Origin of the sequence: Mucilaginibacter sp. (genome assembly GCF_025359345.1) — a bacterium.
Classification (GTDB): Bacteria; Bacteroidota; Bacteroidia; order Sphingobacteriales; family Sphingobacteriaceae; genus Mucilaginibacter.
The window spans coordinates 286,972-305,861 of record NZ_JANYGQ010000032.1 but is presented as its reverse complement, the minus strand read 5'-3'; the positions used below and the strand labels follow the sequence as shown (position 1 = coordinate 305,861).

Sequence of the window (18,890 nt, the reverse complement as noted above, 5' to 3'; positions counted from 1 at the left end):
TTGGTTCATAGTTGATGGTTCATAGTTCATAGCCTGGGAAATAGTAGCAGTAGCAGTGTTTAGTAGCAGTCATAATTAAAGATGCTGCCGATAGCTACCCACTGATTCTAATCACTGCCACTGATTTTCAGACTGTCTACTGCCACCGCAGCTACCATGAACTATAAACCATCAACCATGAACTCCTCCACTTATTTATCTTCCTTTATCGCTTTCAAGCCTTTTGTCCAGCGCGTTAGTTGGTTAAGCATAACGGTTGAGGCTGTGTTCAATTTTTCATCGGGTACAAATTGATTTTCTTCATTGACGTACTGATGTACCACGGGAATATTTACCATTTCGTGAAGTGCGATAGCTTTCAATGAAAGCAAATCGGATTTTAAACTCATTACCGCCCGTACACCTGCAAAGGCACCTGCACTGTAGCTAACAATGCCAACCGGCTTGTAGGCCCATTCGTGTACCAGGTATTCAAGGGCGTTTTTTAATGATGCGGGGTAACTATAGTCATATTCGGCGGTTACAAAAATAAAGGCATCGGCTTCTTCAATTTTTGCGCTCCATTGTTTGGTATGTTCGTGTTCGTACTGCCGCATAATTGGATGAACAGCCTCATTCATTAACGGCAGGTTGATTTCGCCAAGGTCGAGAAACTCAACTTCAAAACCACCGTGGGCCTCTGCTGCTTCGGTTATCCATTTGGCCACTACCGGACCTTTACGCCCGGGCCTTATAGTTGATGATATTATTTTCAGCTTATACATTGTTCTTTGATTTAATGACACAACAAAAATATAAATGTTTAAACACACAATATTATTATCTTATTAAACGTGACACAACGCATACAACCAACGGTATTATTTGCATTAAGATTACAATTGAATCGAAATAATATCTAACAATTTGCGCTACAGATTGTTAAACTTTAAGTTGAATAATTTAATCAGCAAAATAATGAAAGCTCTAATAATCAATTGTACTTTAAAACCATCGCCCGAATTTTCTAATACGGGGGCGCTCATAAAAAAAGCAGAACAGCAATTAAAAGATAACGGCGTGCAAACTGAGGTTATTAGGTTAGTTGATTATGACGTAAGGCCGGGCACCGATGCTGACATGGGCAAAGGCGACCAATGGCCCATTATTCTTGAAAAGATAAAAAAATGCAATATCTTAATTGTCGGCACCCCAATCTGGATGGGGCACCTGGCGTCGACCACCCAACGGATGATTGAGCGATTGGATGCTATTTTTCATGACGATAAGTTTGCCGACGAAAAAACCGGCCAGTATTTTACCTATAATAAGGTTGCCGGATGCCTGATAACGGGCAACGAGGATGGCGCCCATGCTTGTGCTGCGCAGATATTATGGGCAGTGCAGGAACTTGGTTTTACTGTTCCGCCAAATGTAAATGCTTATTGGGTTGGTATGGCCGGCGGCGGCGAAGATTACGTTGAGGGCGGCGGAGAGAAATATTATTATACAAACTATACGCTGCGTTGGATGATAGCAAATCTCACGTACTTTGCAAAACTGCTGAAAGCCAACCCGATTGATAGCAACTTGAAACAACTGAGCGAACTAGCCAAACACAATTAAAATCATAGAGGTTATCCGCTTACCAATACCATAGAAAATGGCAATTGTTTGAGACCAGCCCCTAGCTGGTGGGTTGGATTATTTTTCAAATACCGGCTATTTTCAGGCGCATTTCGCCGCCAGTTTCCGCAAATCCCGCCAGCCATAGCTGCCGTGAAATTCACCGTGGTCGCCGTAAATCTTCGCGGCGCCCATAGCCTCATGAAAATAGCCGGATGGATTGGTAGACTCACCAAATAAAATCATCGACCCGATACCTTTATCTAAAAAGCGCCGCGCTACTTCGCAAAGCAACTTGCTGCCAAGGCCCAGGCGCTGGTAATCGCGCAGTAAATATATCTTATTCAACTCGCCCGAAAAGTCGGCTAAGTCACTATGCTTATAGGCCCTACCTTTTGCAAACCCAACAAATTCACCTTTGGGGCTTTCGGCAATAATGCAAAACCAGCTGCCATCAGTAACTTCAAACTGTTGCCGCCACTGTCGTTCACGCAGTTGAAAATCGGGAAGATGCCTTGCATTTTCGTATGTTTCGGCCCAGGCTTTTACATGTACCGTGGCAAGGGCCGGTATATCGCCGGGCAATGCTTCGCGGATAATGATGGATGCGGGGTTTTCGCCCCTGGCTTGTAACTTTAAGGCATTGGCTTTGGCGGAGGGGCGCCTAAAATTGCCAATTGCACGTTTTGCAGCCAAAGTGCTATTTTTTATACTGCTAACTAAATTCATGGCCGTGATTTGGGTTTTACATGGATAAGCTTAACATCTTCAATTTTAACCATATAGACGCTTACAAACAGAATTAGTTGCAGACAATAACTCGAATTAACATACTGATAATTTTCTTTTCCCCGTTCTCTTTGAGTTTAAACCCAGGCTATATGTATGTCAATATTTTTTTCTCCGGGTGGGCCGCTTTGTATTTCGCATAGTACCGGCAGGCTAAATAAAGTATCACCTCGGCGATAATAAAAACTGAATAAAGTATTGGCAGGCCCCAACGGTGTTCGGGTGCTATTTCTGTGTAAGGCGCTGTTCCATACCAATCCTGGTGAATATTTCGTTCCCGCACGTAATTTACACCAAGCGCCAGCAAGTGAATTAGCGGTATATGTAGCAGATAATAAAAGAATGGAACACGGCCAAACGTTATAAAAATATCGGCAACCCGGCCTTTGATCTGGTTAGCAAAGGGCACCAGCGCAATCAGCGGCCCCAGCGTCATCAACAGGTATAGCTGCGATGCAGGATATTTTTTCTGGTCGAGGATTCTAAACAAAAACGGTTTATCGCCGTTGTAGGCCGGGCCGAAATAATTTACCAATATTGAAGCCACAAGGAAAACTATGATAGCGCTAATCCCTATACGCAAGCATGTTTTTTTTCGATCCTCATTTTGTTTAAGCAAGATGGTACCAAATCCGTAACCAGCCATCATTACCCCTATCCACGGAACAATTACATACAGGATGTTGATGCCCGGCAGCCAGTCTCCGTCAGACGGATAAACGAACTCCCAAAACCACCCAAAATGACCCCGCCAGTTCTGCGGCAGTAACAAAGGCACGAAATGAAAAAGCTGTTGCCCGAACATCACCAGCAACCCGGCTATGCCCATTGTTACCGGACGCAATCGTACAAACAAGGCCATCAACACCATACACCAGCCCAACATCCAGATAACGCCGGCAAGCATAAACTGCCCGTAATTCAAATTAAAGGTCCAGCAAAAGCGGATAAGTGTTAACTCCAAAACCACCAAAAGCAGGCCCCGGGTTAGCAGGAAACGGGTGAGTTTATGTCTGTCATTTAATTTATTGCCATACAAAAATGCGCTGCTACCGGCCAGGAACACAAAGGCGGGCACGCAAAAGTGCGTTACCCAACGCGTAAAAAATATACCGGGGTCAGGCCCGCCTGCCGGCATACCCGAGTAAACGCGCACATGGTCGATAGCCATCAGCACCATAACGGCGCCGCGCAGCAGGTCAACAGCTTGTATCCTGTTTGATGACGGTTTGTTTTGTGATGTAGCAGCGGTTGTCATTGGTTGTATTTACTTGATTAACAGGTATGTTTTGACAATAAATTTAATTAAAATACCAATATCTGCTTGTAAAAAATAAAATACAAAAAGAAACATTGCCCCTGGCGCAGGCCTGCGACCTGCGCTGATGAGTGTCGCCCCTTTGGGGCTGGGTGGAGTATTCTTTATTACAATATTATTGCACACTTTAATCTAACATCGCTAATGGGTGCTCGAAGACTAAAAAAAAATGAAAAAACCCCCAACGGGGCGGCCTCCGTCAGCGCAGGTCGCAGGCCTGCCCTAAAAGGTCGATTTCCATGCCCGGTAAACATTTTGCCCCGCTGCTTGTTTGACATGTATCCTAACTGTTCATATTAGCCAAGCCTAAATACCATAAAATGAAAAAATTACTATTAATACTCATAAGCATTTTGCCTGCTGTGGCATTTTGCCAAAGCCTGAAAGAATTTAAAGCCCCCAACGGGAAAACCTACCATATAGGCGATACCATTAAGGTAGGCATGGGCTCGATGCCCGAAGGTAACTTTAAGTATGTACAAGTAACGCCACCACCATTTTTTCCGCCGAGACCCAACGGCAATAATTTTAGCGCACGTAAGGATTTTGCCTTGAGCACCGCAGTTATCCGGAAAATTAAAATGGCCTCGCAGATGTCGGGCAGCGATAAGGTGATGTTTACGGTAAAAGCCGGCGGCATTGGCACTTACGATATCTGGATAGTTGAAGCCATTGCTGCCTGCGAGGTGACGCCCTGCAGCGGCACAACCCCGGGCGCAGTTTCACACACGAGTGTAGCCGATGAAATATTGAAGCTAAAAAAACTGCTTGATTCCGGCGCTATTACCAAAGCGGAATATGATGCGCAAAAGAAGAAATTGCTTGACGAATAAAAAAACGAAGAGCCACCCCGATTGCCCGGGGCGCCTCTTCGTCAATTACATATTGTAGAAAAATTGCTCGGCAACAATTTTTCCATCTTTCACTTCATAAACGGCTATTTCCTGCATAGGCATCCTTCCGCCCTCTTTATAAGTAACATCCATATGCATCGAAACAGTGAAGAAATTACCGATAACGATAGGATTTGAAACTTCACCGCTGTGAATTTCTTCTACCGTACTATACCAATATTGATTTTTACCCAATACAGCTTCCTTGCCTTCAGCAAGTTCCATAGGCGATCCTTTTGCTTCGTGGCTAACTATATTATCGTCATACAATTCATTAATGGCATCAATGTTTTTGCCTTCGCGACAAAGTGATACCAATCTGTCGGCTACTTGTTGTGTGTTCATAATAAAGGTTTTAATTTTTATTAAAGCTAAATATTATAAACGACAGCGCCCTGTTTTAGCATTTTAAATTTGTGTTAATTTATTGGCGATGGAACGGCATTCCTACCTGGGTTAAATATTGGTTCTAAATTAGCTCGAATCCATACCCCCCTAAAAGACTAGTTTTCATCTACTATATTTTCTCCAATTAACTCACTCAAACCCACGATGCCGCCGACCGATTGCACTAGGCCGAATTAAAAGACATCGTTCAGGCCTTTCGCATCCAATTAAATATCACCTTTTTTGGGTATTTTTTAGGATAGTTTGTATGCTTAATTTTAGTGTTAATTAACGGCATTTAATTAAACCTTAAAGCCACGCACCAACAATTTCAACAAGCCTATATCAGTAATGCAAAGTAATATAGTAACAAAATTAAAGTTTGGCGTTTTGCTATGCTTTAACCTATTTATCGGCCTTTCGTTACAGGCACAGCAGCCAGTGATAGCCTCGCATCCCCGCATAATGCTAAATGCTACTGTGAAAGCTGCATTACTGGTGAAAAAGAATAACAATGATGCCGACTGGCAGGCAACCCTGGCTGATGCCAATAAATATCTGCCCGGGCAGGTTATCCCCTGGAATACCGTTTCGGCAGCCGACGCTCAATATTATGGTACCGCCAACATTTTTTATTCGTATTGCGGCAGTAGCTGGCAGGATGCTACAATGGCTTTAGGGCTGGCCCACCAGCTAACTAAAACCAATAATGCAGGAGCCAATCCCACTGCCTATTCCAATAAATTATTGCAGCTTGCCGACGTAATTATCCAGGCTTATGCAACTTATCCACCAAATGCAAGCGGGGGCCCAAACATTTTTCAATATAACAGTTCATATGCTACGCGCCACGTGGGCAAAACTATTGCTGTTATTTATGACTGGTGCTATGACGAGCTTGGAGCTAGCCGTAAAGCAGCCTTGCTTAATGTTATGAAGAACTGGTTTACCTATATGAGTTCGACACCGTTTAGTGTAAATCAACTACAGGACGGGCCTACCGGTAATTACTTTGCGGGTCAGTTAATTTGCGCCGGTTATATGGGTTACGCTATCGCCGGCGACGACCCGCTTTCGCAAAAAATGATTGACTTTGCCCGGCAACGTATTGTAGGCACTCCTGGCAGCCTTAACCCTAACACCCAAACCTCGGGCGAAACCGCTTATAACTATTTTACCCAGGCGGTTAAAGGTGGTCTGCCGTCAGGTGCATCACAATCATATTTAGGGCCGCACACTTATGTTGCTGCCCCACAAAAAGACGGCATACCAAACCAGGGCTGGAGTTATGGTGGAGAAACAACACAATTTCTTACGGATTTTATAATTACAATTAAGACCGCAACCGGGGAAGATCTACTGCAAACCGATGTCGATTTAAAAACATTTTTCACTAAAACATCAACGGCGCTGGAACATGCAACGTTCCCAAACCATTTTCAATTAGACAACAGTAATGATAACGGTTCGTTTGTGGGTAGCGTAATGTCATATGCTCTACCATTGCGTCTTACCGCACTGCTGGAAGGCACGCCGGAAGGTGCAAATGTTGAATATTTTTATAAAAACCTGGTAAAACCGGTCAATTTGCTTTCAGGCAATAAAGGGTATCCGGCTTTAAACTGGGAGAAATTCTATTACTCAAAAACACGGGTATCAACAGTTATAAATTACAAACCTTATTACCCGGCCACTGCCACCAACGTTTACAATACAGTACCAATTAACAGCGGGATGCATAAGTTTTATATGCGAAAAGACTGGAGTGCCGGTTCAACCTGGGCATCAGTGATGATGGGAATCGGGACTTACGACCAACATAACCACAACCATGCAGGGCATTTTAAAATAGTACGCGGCGACAGCCATGACGGCGATGACCACCTGTTAGTCGGCGCAAACGAAGTGTCAAAATCCGGTGGAAACGGTATTGACGGCCCCACAAACTATTCCTACTCAAACAGCTTTAGCAACACGCTTTTTGTGAACGACTATAATGACTACGATACCCAATATCCAAACTTTGCCAATACAGTTGGCAATCAAAATTCGTTTGGATACGATGCTCCTACCAATGAAGAACAAAATGATAATTTTTCTTATTTCCGGGCAGATTTAACCAGCGCTTACCTTGTAAGTTATTCAAACCCGGATACTACTAAGCGCACAGTCAGGTATTATTACCGTTCATTTTTATACCTGCGCAATTCGGATATTTTTGTGGTGTATGATAAATTTATGGCCAAAAACAGTACAAATGCTGCCGGGCAATATAAAAAGCACCTGCGCTGGCATTTTCTGCAGCCACCTGTACTAAATGGCGGCAATATTACAGCCACGCAGGACAATTCAAAACTTTATATACATACCGTGCTGCCCGCCACTGTCGACGTTGTTACAGTAAACGAAAACACCAACCCCGATAACACTTTTGGCAGCGGTTACAACTACGCATTTAACACCAACACCTGGCGTGCCGAGGTTAATACCACTGGTAACCCGCTGCGCGAGGACATAGTTACCGTACTACAGCCTGGGGCAAAAACAACATCGGTCGAGATGGTTACCACCGCCATAAAAACCACGCAGAATAACATGGAAGGCAGTATTGTCAAGGCAAACGGCAATGATGAGCTGGTATTATTTAATAACAATATTGCCAAATACCCGGCACCGGTAACCCTTGCCTCCTACCCTTTTACGGGCCCTATAACTACCAATCATACTTTATGTGGCTTAGCCCCGGGCCAAAACTACATAGTAGCCTACAGCGCAGGTGTAGTTACAGTAACCAAGGCAGCAGCCGGAACCCACCAGGCTTCACCCTCAGGCGTGTTAACATTTACGCTGCAGGGAATGGTACTTTCGAACAACGCCAATCTTTCAAATTTAACCCTTAGCAGCGGCGTATTAACCCCGGTGTTTGCGCCGGGTACGGTTACTTATACCGTAACAGTGACTAACACTACTACCACTATTAAAATAACTCCATTTACCAGCGATGCCGCTGCATCTGTAAATGTAAACGGCACTGCGGTAGCGTCGGGTTCGGCCACGGCAAGTTTACCGTTGACTGTGGGTGTCAATGTAATTAACGCGGTGGTTACAGCCCAGGACGGCACAACCGTCAAAACTTACAAGCTAACGGTAACAAGGGCCAAATCAAATAATGCGGCACTAAGCTCCATAAAGCTTAGCCCGCTTTCAACATTAACAAGCACATCAGGGCCTGCCAGTGTAAATTATGTAACATCGGTAGCGCCGGGCATCACCAGCGTGACAGTGACACCAACCGTTCAAGTAGCAGGTACAACAATAAAAGTGAACGGTGTGACCGTGGCCAGCGGCGCTGCATCAGGCCCAATAGCCCTAAATGCAGGCCCTACAGTTGTTAATTTGGTGGTTACTGCGCAGGATGGGGTGACCCAAAAAACTTATACTATTACCGTTAACCGTACCGGCTCAAGCAACCCGGCCCTCAGCGCCATAAAACTTAACCCAACCGCAATATTGACAAGGACAACGGGGCCGTCAAATTCAAATTATTTCACCTCGGTTTCCCCTGGCACAACCAGTGTAACAATAACGCCAACTGCACAGGATGCAGGTACCACCATAATGGTGAGTGGAGCAACCACAGCAAGTGGTGTTGCATCTGCTCCGATAACGCTTAATGCCGGCCCTACCGTTATTGATATTATTGCAACCGCGCAGGATGGAGTAAATAAGAAAACCTACAGCATCACCGTAAACCGCACCGGTTCTACCAACGCTGCCTTAAGCAGCATAAAACTCAGTCCGGCTGCAGTTTTAACAACTATAACCGGCCCGGCCAATACAAATTACAGTGCTTCGGTACCAGCAGGCACGGCAAGCGTAAAAGTAATAACAACAGTTCAGGATGCAGAGGCAACCATTGTAATAAATGCAAGCACCGTTGCAAGTGGCGTGGCATCGGCGCCAATACCTTTAACCGCAACTCCAACCGTTATAAACATAACGGTGACCGCACCGGATGGAGTCAACAAAAAAACTTACGCCATTAACGTTAGCGTTGCAGCCCCTGTCACAATAATTGCCGGCAACATCACAAAGCATAATTTAGCAGGTATAGACATGCTGGAAGGGGAAAATGAAGACATAAAAGTCCACCCCGGCTTATCGCCCAACGGGGATGGGGTTAACGATTACCTGCAAATTGACGGATTGGAAGCTTACAAAGACAATAAGCTAACCATAATGGCGCGCAATGGCCAGGTTGTTTGTGAGGTAAATGGCTACAACAACGATACAAAACGGTTTGACGGCCGTGGTAAAAATGGCAGGTTACAATCACCGGGCACGTATTTATATGTTTTAGAATATAAGGCGGATGGCGCGGTGAAACGCAAAACGGGGTATATTTTGATGAAATATTAACGGATGCAAAGCCCGGCACCAAAATGCCGGGCTTTGCAGTTTCGTTGCAATCGGAAGAACTTACCCTTTAAAATTCATGTCAAAGGTCACCATCCATTGTATACCAAACTTATCGCGGCACATGCCGCAATAGGCGCCCCAAAAGGTTTGGTTTAGCGGCATTTCTATTTTACCGCCCTCGGCGAGGCCGTTAAAAAAGCGGTCGGTTTCTTCAATGCTTTCGGTGGCAATGTTTATATAAAAATTATTACCCATAGTTATTTCCATTCCCATCGATTCAAGTGCATCGGTAGCCATAATTGTGTTGTGCGGCCCCATCGGCAAGGATGCGTGCATGATCATGGTTTGTTCTTTAAGTGCCATTTTTTCATAACCCGGGCTTTCGTTAAAACGGCTGAATGCAGTGAACTCTACGCCGAATACTGATTTGTAAAATTTCATGGCGTCTTCGGTATTCCCCATGAAATTTAAGTAAGGATTAATGCTTATCATATCTTTTGTTGTTATTTTTTAACAAATTTACGGGCAAAATCGCTGCCGCCGAGTGTGTTAAAACGACAATGTTAAGGGGCGATTGTGACAAAATATGTTTTACATTTAGCATATGGTTAACATTTTCATTTTAACGCTAAAAAATGTGGTACCTGCCGCTGTTGCTGACACCGCCTACGTATTTAAAGTTGTTAATGAGCTACTTGAGAACTCAGGTAAAACTCCGATGTTTAATGTAATTACTGTAGGCCTCTCCAACGAGGTAAAACTAAATAACGGCTTATTTACGATGACACCGGATATACTAATGGGCGACGCCGGACAAGCCGACCTGCTTATTATCCCACCAATGACCGGTGACGCTTTGGCCGCCACTTATTTAAATAAAGATTTCGCGTCCTGGATATCCAAACAATATAAAAATGGCGCCGAAGTAGCCAGCCTGTGTGTTGGCGCTTTTTTGTTGGCTTATACCGGCTTGCTGAAAGGCCGCCTGTGCACCACGCATTGGGCCTATGCCAACGAGTTCAGGTATTATTATCCCGATGTAACCCTGGTTGACGAAAAAGTTATCACCCATCAAAACGGTTTATACTCCAGCGGTGGTAATAATGCTTACTGGAACCTCCTGTTGTACCTGGTTGAAAAATACACCAACCGCGAAATCGCTATCCACACCGCAAAGTTTTTTGTTATCGACCTTAACCGCCGCGACCAGTCGCCTTTTATCATCTTTACCGGGCAAAAAAATCACGACGATGAAGCCATTATTAAGGCCCAGGAGTTTATTGAAAAAAACTATGCTGATAAATTAACCATCGACCAGGTTGCAGATACGTTCAATTTAAGCCGGCGCACATTTGAGCGCAGGTTTAAAAAAGCCACCCGCAATACCGTTATCGAATACATCCAACGGGTAAAAATAGAAGCTTCAAAAAAGCAACTGGAGATTGGCCGCAAATCAATCAACGAGGTGATGTATGATGTTGGCTATACAGATGTAAAAACATTCAGGGATGTGTTCAAAAAAATAGCCGGCATGACCCCGACCGAATACAGGAGCAGGTATAATAAAGAGTAATCCTTTTCTGTGCTGCAGTTTTTTAAACCTTTCCTCCCACGTCTGCAAACATTGCGCGCCGCCACACAAAATAAGTTATAAAAATATAATATTAATTCAAACCATATTAAACAACCGTTGTTTAAAGGTGGAATATTTCAAAACCACTATTTTTAACTTAAAATTCCGAATTTCTAGCTGATAAATATTTTTAATACATTAGACATTGAATCCATCTTGAATTTGTTTTATTATCGTTACAATTAATATGATTAAACTTTACTAATCTGTAGCTTTTTTCAAAAACTAACAACTTTTATTAAATCACAATTTAAAACCTACCCGCATGAAAGCTGATGTTCTAGAAATAATTTTAAACAGAACTGATGTTGTCGACCCTTCATGATAAGTTGAAAATGCAGCAATTTAATAAATTCTATAAAATCCATAGAATTTATAGAATTATTACAATTTATTTCAGCTTTACCTTTTAACCGGTCTATTTCATTTTCTTACTGACACTTATAAATGTCCCGAGTTGTACCCCTGGCAACGGGGCCTTTTGAATTCCGGGCGCAAAATATTGACTTACAAATCCATCAAGATATAATGCATTTTCACAACCCAGCTTTTCCTTAAACAATTCAGCAAGTTCGTAAAAATTGACCTGGTCAATCGAGATCGCAAACACAACATTGCTTTTTGCGTTGATCCCCACCCCGTTCCTGATATTAATATTTTCAGAATGCTCTTTGAAGTTACTGTTGGTTACACCATTTATTAACAACATTGGGCCCGATTGTGTAGCCATATTTGGCTCCGGGTTGTTTTTAACATAGTTTTCGGTGGTCAGCACCTGGGCATCGCCTTTGCTGTTTATCATAAATACGCCGTTCGGCTTTAATTGATAAAAATTCCCTGTACCGCCTTGCCTGGAATTTACCGGGTTATAAGTCTTTCCGTTTGACACATACAAACCAACCGGGCTAAAATCCTTTTCGTACATACCGCCATTGGTAACAAACACAAGGCTGTTACCTTTAATAGCAGCTATACTGGTAAAACTGTAAAGTTGTCCGTTGTTTTGCACTTGATTAAACAGTTCAACCTTGTATTGATGCGGGTCGGCTTCAAAAACAAAATAACGCTTCCCTAAAAACGTAATTTGTTTAAACAGACCCATTTTATCCAATGCTTGCGTATCAGTTTGGGAGTAATAAGATATTGAAGCCAGGCAAAGTAACATTACAAAAATATAGCCCGCGGCTTTCATAGGCTGGCTGTTAATTTCCCGCAAGCAGTTGCGCCTTCGCTGTGTCCAAGTTGTCCATCTCCTGTTTCGCCAATACCGGGAATTTCAAATCCAACTCTTTCAATGTCTCCAAAATAATTGTTGATATCACCAGCCTGGTAAACCATTTTTTATCAGCAGGCACCACGTACCACGGCGATTTTTCTGTAGCCGTTTCCTTTATCGCATGTTCATAGGCTTGCATATAATCATCCCAATACTTCCGCTCTTCAACATCAGCCGCCGAGAATTTCCAGTTTTTCTTCGGGTTGTCAATACGTTTTAAAAACCGCTCCTTTTGTTCATCTTTTGACACGTTAAGAAAGAATTTGATAATCACTGTACCGTTATATGTTAGATGTTGCTCAAAATTGCGAATACTCTCATACCTGTGTTCCCAAAAAGCTTCTTTTATTTGTTTTACGTCGGTTATACCGGGCAATTGTTCCTTAAGCAGCAACTCGGGGTGCACTTTGGTAACCAGTACGTTTTCGTAATGCGAGCGGTTGTGTATGCCAATCCTGCCGCGCTGTGGCAAAGCTTTGTAATGCCGCCATAAAAAGTCATGCTCATAATCTTCAGTCGACGGTTGTTTAAAACTATAAACCTCGCAGCCCTGCGGGTTTAAACCCGACATGGAATGCTCAATCGCACTGTCTTTGCCTGCCGCGTCCATCGCCTGGAAAATAATCAACAGCGATTGTCGGTTGGCCGCATAAAGTTTTATCTGCTGCACCGTTATCTCTTCAACCAACGTTTCCAATGCTGTTTTTGCATCTTCTTTTTTAAAACCGTCGGAATATGCGGGGTCAAAATCATTAAGTGAAAATTTTTTGCCCGCAGTTATTTTAAATTTATTAATTATGCCACTCATAGTATTAAATTGGTAAATGCAAGTTAGCTTAAAATTTACCTTTAAAACTTACGTTGTTATTATTTGTTAAAACGGCTATGATATAGGCCCATATTTTTACATCTTTACCACATGTTCAGGCGAATTAAAAACCGGTTTCTGCGATATTTCCTAATATTCATCTATTTCGTTATCATATTTTTCTGTTCTATCGAACTTAACTTCCTGTGGTTATTTGGCTATTCGCCTGATATGCACGATATTAAAAACCCAAGTATGTCATTGGCATCGGAGGTTTATTATGCCGATGGGACGCTGATAGGTCGTTATTATAAAGAAAACCGTTCGCCGGTTGATTTCAAACAAATATCTCCCAATATTATAAACGGCCTTATTGCTACCGAGGACGTACGGTTTTACCACCATAACGGTGTTGATTTCTTCTCGTTTTTTACGAGCATGCTTTCAACAGCAAAAGGCGAGCGGCGCGGCGGCAGTACCATTACCCAGCAGCTGGCAAAAAACCTGTTCGAAACCCGTAAAAAGAAATCGCAGGGTTTTATAAGGCATATACCGGTTATCCGCACAGTTGTATACAAATGCAAAGAATGGCTCACCGCTTTTAAAATCGAGCATGTTTACAGCAAGCAGGAAATTCTGACAATGTATTTAAATACGGTTCCGTTTGGCAACAATACGTATGGTGTAAAAACGGCATCATTAAAGCTATTTAACAAAACACCTGACGCTGTTACACCTGCCGAAGCGGCTACCCTGGTTGGAATGTTAAAAGCAACATCAACCTATAACCCTATAAACAATCCAAAGCATTCGCTGGAGCGCCGGAATATTGTTTTGGGCCAGATGCTTAAATACGACTATATTAAAAAGGCCCAATACGATACAAGTGTAGATAAGCCCATTAAGCTTGATTTAACCTATGTAGAAAACGAAGGCCAGGGCGACTCGTACCTTCGCCAGGCCGTTGAACGCTGGCTAAAAAAATGGCTAAAAGAAAACGATTACGACCTTTACAACGATGGGTTAAAGATATACACCACTATTGACCCGCGCCTGCAACAATATGCTGAGGAAGCGGTTACCGAAAAAATGAAAATGCTGCAAAAGCGTTTTTACACCCTTTGGGGCAACAAAAACCCATGGCAGGATCTGGACGGAAACGAGATAAAGGATTTTGTATTGAAAAACGAGCAGCGTTTACCCATCTATGCCAAGCTGCAAAAAAAATACGGTAGTAATACCACGCTAATCAACCAATATTTCGAACGCCCAAAACACATGAAAGTGTTTACATGGCATGGTGAAAGTGATACAACCTTTTCAACCATCGACTCAATAAAGTACTATGCAAAGCTGTTAAATACCGGCATGATGTCGTTAGAGCCTACTACAGGCAAAATAAAAGTTTGGGTTGGCGGTATCAACTACAAATACTTTAATTACGACCATGTAAACCAGTCACGCAGGCAGGCAGGCTCAACGTTTAAGCCCTTCGCTTACTTAACCGCGTTGGATAACGGTTTTACCCCCTGCGATAAATTTACCGACAAACCTGTATCAATAAAATATACCGATGAGGGCCGCGACCAGGTTTGGGAACCCAACAACGCCGATTTTCATTTCTCGTACCAGGAAATGTCATTGCGCTGGGCGATGGGTAAGTCGGTTAATTCTATTACTGCACAGTTAACCGAGAAAGTTGGCTGGAACAAAATTGTTGATTATGCGCACAAGGTCGGTATAGAAAGCCCTTTAAGAGCAATACCTTCAGTATCATTAGGTTCAAATGATGTTTCAGTGTTTGAAATGGTGAGAGCCTATGGCACCTTCCTTAACAGGGGCAAAAAGGTTGATCCAATATTGGTTACCAAAATAACCGAGCAGGATGGTACAGTTTTAAAAGAATTTGAGTTGAAGGAAGAGCGGGTTATCAGCGAGGAAACGGCTTGGCTGATGTTATACATGTTCCGTGGCGGCATGGAGGAACCGGGTGGTACCTCGCAGGCGTTATGGGAATACACCGGCTTATGGAAAAAGAGCAGCAATCAAATCGGCGGCAAAACCGGTACTTCTTCAAAATATGTTGATGGCTGGTACATGGGTATCACCAAAGATTTGGTAACCGGCGTTTGGGTTGGCGACGATGACCGCACCGTACACTTTACCAGTTCAGAAACCGGCGAAGGTTCGCACACAGCATTACCGATATTTGCCCGCTTTATGGAAAAAGTTTATGCCGATCCAAAATCGGGCTATACACCGGGGCCATTCCCGAAACCATGGAGCAAGATCACTAAAAAATATGATTGTCCGTCGCCGGTTCCGGTTGTAGATTCAGTAGCAACAGACAGCTTGTACAAGCCACATCTGGATAGCTTAAAAGCCATACCCGATCCAACGGCTGCTCCTGAAAATCAGCAGCCAAAAGCAACGGACAGGTAGTTTGGAACGTAGTTCATAGTGATGGTTCATAGTTCATGGTAGCTGCAATGTTACCGCGTCGTAAAATCTTTTCGACTATGAACTAGGAAATATGAACCATCAACTTTTTACTTAATTTTAGCGCTTATTCTATTTATCGCCACATGAATAAACATCTCCCCTCATTAAAAAAATACGCCATTATATTTCTGTGCCTGTTAGGCTCGCTTTTATTAAGCTTTAATGCCAGTGCGCAGTACTTCGGGCAAAATAAGGTCAGGTATAAAAACTTGAAGTTCCAGGTATACAAAACACCGCACTTTGAGATTTATTATTATCTGAAAAACGATAGCATGCTGAAGCGCTTTGCACAGGAAAGCGAGTTATGGTACACGCTGCACCAGCAAATTTTCAGGGACACATTTAAACATGTTAACCCGATTATACTATATGCCGACCACCCCGATTTTCAGCAAACAACCGCGCTGGATGGCGAAATTGACGTGGGTACCGGGGGTGTTACTGAAGGCCTTAAAAACCGTATAGTAATGCCGATAATGGAGAGCAACCAGATGACGCGCCACGTTATTGGCCACGAGTTGGTACACGCTTTTCAATACCATGCGCTACAAACGGGTGATTCTACAAACTTTGAGAACATTGGCAATATACCATTGTGGATGGTTGAAGGGATGGCCGAATACCTATCGCTTGGCAAAAAAGACGCTTATACGGCTATGTGGATGCGTGATGCCTATTTAAACCACGATATCCCAACCGTACGCGACCTTACCGAAACCAATAAGTATTTCCCATACCGTTACGGTGAGGCCTTTTATTCGTTTATCGGTTCAACTTATGGTGATACAGTTATTGTGCCGTTCTTTAAAAATGTGGCCCGCTTTGGTTTGGGTTACGGTATAAGGCGCACATTTGGCTATGATGATAAAACACTGTCGAGCCTTTGGAAAAATGCTGTAGAAACAACCTATAAGCCCTATTTGAAGGACACCGTACAAAAACCTGTAGGAACCCGTATAATCGATGAGCATAATTCGGGAAAAATGAATCTTGCACCGGCAGTGAGTCCCGACGGCAGATACGTTGCTTTCCTTTCAGAGAAAAGCTTGTTTTCGGTCGATTTATTTTTGGCGGATGCTAAAACCGGGCGTGTGATCCGTAAGATAACCGGCAAGGTATCGAACACCCATATTGATGAATACAACTTTATCGAATCGGCCGGTGCGTGGTCGCCGGATAGTAAGAAGTTTGCATTCAGTGTTTTTAATAAAGGCATAAACCGCATGCTGGTGGTTGATGTGGCATCCGGCAATATTGTTGATGATGTTGCAATGGGTAAGGCTGAGCAGTTTAGTAACCTTTCATGGTCGCCGGATGGAAAGAATATCGTTTTCCAGGGATTGGCCGAGGGTCAGGGCGATTTGTACCTGTATAATTTCGATACCAAACAGGTTAAGCAACTAACAAACGATAAATACACTGATTATCAGCCGGCCTTCTCGCGCGATGGTAAAAAAATCGTCTTCTCGACCGATCGCAAGACCTATGATAAATCTTTATCTTATGCCATAACATTCAGTCTGGCCGAATTGGATATTGCCAGCGGAAAGATAACTGATATTGATGTATTTAGCGGGGAGAACAATTTGAATCCGCAATATTCTTCAGATGGGTCGCAAATTTATTTCCTCTCAAACCACCAGGGATTCCGTAACATGTTCCGCTACACCCCGGCCACCGGCAAAGTTGAACAAATGACCAACCTGTTTACTGGTGTTAGCGGTATTACAGAATACTCCCCTGCCCTTAGTGTTTCGGCGAATAACGACATTGTTTACTCATACTACAGCAAACAAAAATATGCCATTTACAATGCCAAAGCAACGGACTTCACGGCACAAACTGTGGATGGCGCTGCCGGCGATTTTGGCGCGGGCATACTTCCGCCGGCACGTTCTGTAGGCGTCGATTTGATAAACTCAAATTTGAATAACTACCTGGCATACCCTAAGTTGCCATTCGACTCGGTTAAAGCCATTCCTTACAAGCCTAAATTCAAACTCGACTACCTGGCCAGCAGCGGCGTAGGTGCATCAGTAAGCCAGTACGGCGCGGGTTTATCAAGCGGCGTGCAGGGCGTATTTAGTGATATATTGGGTCGTAACCAAATTTATGCAGGGCTCGCAGTAAACGGCGAGGTTTATGATTTTGGCGGGCAGTTCACCTATATCAATCAAACCGGCAGGTGGAACATTGGGGGAAGCGTGTCACATATTCCATTCCAGACAGCTAATTACAGCGTTGTACCGTCGACATATAAAATTAGTAATGGTTCCACCATCCCGACGGAAGAAGAACGATATGACATTATCCGAATCTTCCAGGACCAAGCATCATTGTTTACCTCTTACCCTATCACCAAAAAAACACGCGTTGAATTTGGAACTGGGTATGCACATTACTATTACCGGGTTGACAGGTATACCACCATATATGATACGCTTGGCAATTTCATCGATAACAACAAAAGTCATATATCAAACTCAGCTTATAACGCCGATCCTAATAACAACGGCATCAATTTAACGCCGTTTAGCATATTCAATGTAAATACAGCGCTGGTTGGCGATAACTCATTCTTCGGTGTAGCGTCGCCGCTTAGTGGTTACCGCTATCGTTTGCAGGCCGAATATGATTTTGGCACCTATAAGTTTTTTGCACCAACTATTGATTTGCGCGAATACTGGCGCGTGGCCCCCGTTACTTTTGCCGCCCGTTTATACGGATACGGTCGCTTTGGACAAACCGGCAATTTATACCAGCTATATGTTGGTTACCCTTTCCTGATACGCGGATACGAGGCGCAAACCTTTTATAATGCTAACGGTAAAAAGCAAACAAACGGCTTTACTATCGACCAATTATCAGGCAATCGCATAGCAGTGGCCAATTTTGAAGTGAGGCTTCCATTTACAGGTCCTGAAAAACTATCACAATTTAAATCGAAAGTTTTATTTACCGAGTTGAACGCATTTTTTGATGCCGGCCTGGCCTGGAACTCGGGCAACCAGATAAAATTCGGCTCAAGTCCGGACGCAATCGGGACCGATGCCAGCGGTAATACGGTTTATAATACAAACCAGCGGATTCCGGCCTTAAGCGCTGGTATTTCGCTAAGAGTAAATATATTTGGGTATTTTGTATTAGAGCCATACCTGGCGGTACCATTTAACCGTACAGACGTTAGCAAGCCGGTATTTGGCCTTGGCTTTACACCAGGATGGTAGCCAATAGAGCCAGGAATCAAGAGTCAAGAACCA

General features: G+C 43.4%; 13 protein-coding genes. 6 read left to right on the top strand and 7 right to left on the bottom strand.

Going from position 1 to position 18,890, the window contains the following annotated elements; all coding sequences use genetic code 11:
* Positions 1-191: 191 nt before the first annotated feature.
* Entirely contained in the window at positions 192-764 is a 573-nt protein-coding gene (locus tag Q0R52_RS21780; RefSeq protein WP_295798496.1) for an NAD(P)H-dependent oxidoreductase, read from the bottom strand.
* Positions 765-957: 193 nt separating this feature from the next.
* Between Q0R52_RS21780 and Q0R52_RS21775 the strand changes: the two genes are divergently transcribed.
* Positions 958-1,605, top strand: a complete 648-nt coding sequence (locus Q0R52_RS21775) for a flavodoxin family protein (RefSeq protein WP_295798494.1) — start codon at positions 958-960, stop codon at positions 1,603-1,605.
* A 102-nt stretch (positions 1,606-1,707) separates the two neighbouring features.
* Here the strand turns inward: Q0R52_RS21775 and Q0R52_RS21770 are convergent, their stop codons facing one another.
* Positions 1,708-2,334, bottom strand: coding sequence for a GNAT family N-acetyltransferase (locus Q0R52_RS21770; RefSeq protein ID WP_295798491.1), 627 nt, complete (start codon positions 2,332-2,334; stop codon positions 1,708-1,710).
* A 148-nt stretch (positions 2,335-2,482) separates the two neighbouring features.
* A complete protein-coding gene (locus Q0R52_RS21765; RefSeq protein ID WP_295798488.1) occupies positions 2,483-3,652 on the bottom strand; it encodes a heparan-alpha-glucosaminide N-acetyltransferase domain-containing protein in 1,170 nt (389 codons plus the stop codon).
* A gap of 380 nt (positions 3,653-4,032) precedes the next feature.
* Here Q0R52_RS21765 and Q0R52_RS21760 point away from each other — a divergent pair, with 380 nt between their 5' ends.
* Positions 4,033-4,545: an SHOCT domain-containing protein gene (locus tag Q0R52_RS21760; RefSeq protein ID WP_295798485.1), complete on the top strand. Its 513-nt coding sequence runs from the start codon at positions 4,033-4,035 to the stop codon at positions 4,543-4,545.
* 45 nt (positions 4,546-4,590) lie between these two features.
* On the opposite strand, the gene Q0R52_RS21755 is transcribed toward Q0R52_RS21760, so the two are convergent.
* Positions 4,591-4,950 carry a nuclear transport factor 2 family protein gene (locus Q0R52_RS21755; protein WP_295798483.1) on the bottom strand — a complete coding sequence of 120 codons (360 nt, stop codon included), beginning with the start codon at positions 4,948-4,950 and terminating at the stop codon, positions 4,591-4,593.
* Between the two features lie 393 nt (positions 4,951-5,343).
* On the opposite strand from Q0R52_RS21755, the gene Q0R52_RS21750 reads away from it, so the two are divergent.
* Positions 5,344-9,411, top strand: coding sequence for a cadherin-like beta sandwich domain-containing protein (locus Q0R52_RS21750; RefSeq protein WP_295798480.1), 4,068 nt, complete (start codon positions 5,344-5,346; stop codon positions 9,409-9,411).
* Between the two features lie 60 nt (positions 9,412-9,471).
* Here the strand turns inward: Q0R52_RS21750 and Q0R52_RS21745 are convergent, their stop codons facing one another.
* A complete protein-coding gene (locus Q0R52_RS21745; RefSeq protein WP_295798477.1) occupies positions 9,472-9,903 on the bottom strand; it encodes a VOC family protein in 432 nt (143 codons plus the stop codon).
* Positions 9,904-10,015: 112 nt separating this feature from the next.
* Here Q0R52_RS21745 and Q0R52_RS21740 point away from each other — a divergent pair, with 112 nt between their 5' ends.
* The gene (locus Q0R52_RS21740; RefSeq protein WP_295798474.1) at positions 10,016-10,984 is read left to right on the top strand and encodes a helix-turn-helix domain-containing protein; all 969 of its coding nucleotides are present in this window, start codon (positions 10,016-10,018) and stop codon (positions 10,982-10,984) included.
* Positions 10,985-11,462: 478 nt separating this feature from the next.
* Here Q0R52_RS21740 and Q0R52_RS21735 read toward each other — a convergent pair whose 3' ends face one another.
* Positions 11,463-12,236, bottom strand: a complete 774-nt coding sequence (locus Q0R52_RS21735; RefSeq protein WP_295798471.1) for a phosphodiester glycosidase family protein — start codon at positions 12,234-12,236, stop codon at positions 11,463-11,465.
* A 10-nt stretch (positions 12,237-12,246) separates the two neighbouring features.
* Entirely contained in the window at positions 12,247-13,128 is an 882-nt protein-coding gene (locus Q0R52_RS21730) for a polyphosphate kinase 2 family protein (protein ID WP_295798468.1), read from the bottom strand.
* Between the two features lie 111 nt (positions 13,129-13,239).
* Between Q0R52_RS21730 and Q0R52_RS21725 the strand changes: the two genes are divergently transcribed.
* Together Q0R52_RS21725 and Q0R52_RS21720 are read left to right on the top strand one after the other, a co-directional pair.
* Positions 13,240-15,570: a transglycosylase domain-containing protein gene (locus Q0R52_RS21725; protein ID WP_295798465.1), complete on the top strand. Its 2,331-nt coding sequence runs from the start codon at positions 13,240-13,242 to the stop codon at positions 15,568-15,570.
* Between the two features lie 143 nt (positions 15,571-15,713).
* Positions 15,714-18,857, top strand: coding sequence for a DPP IV N-terminal domain-containing protein (locus tag Q0R52_RS21720; RefSeq protein WP_295798462.1), 3,144 nt, complete (start codon positions 15,714-15,716; stop codon positions 18,855-18,857).
* The last annotated feature ends 33 nt before the right edge of the window (positions 18,858-18,890 follow it).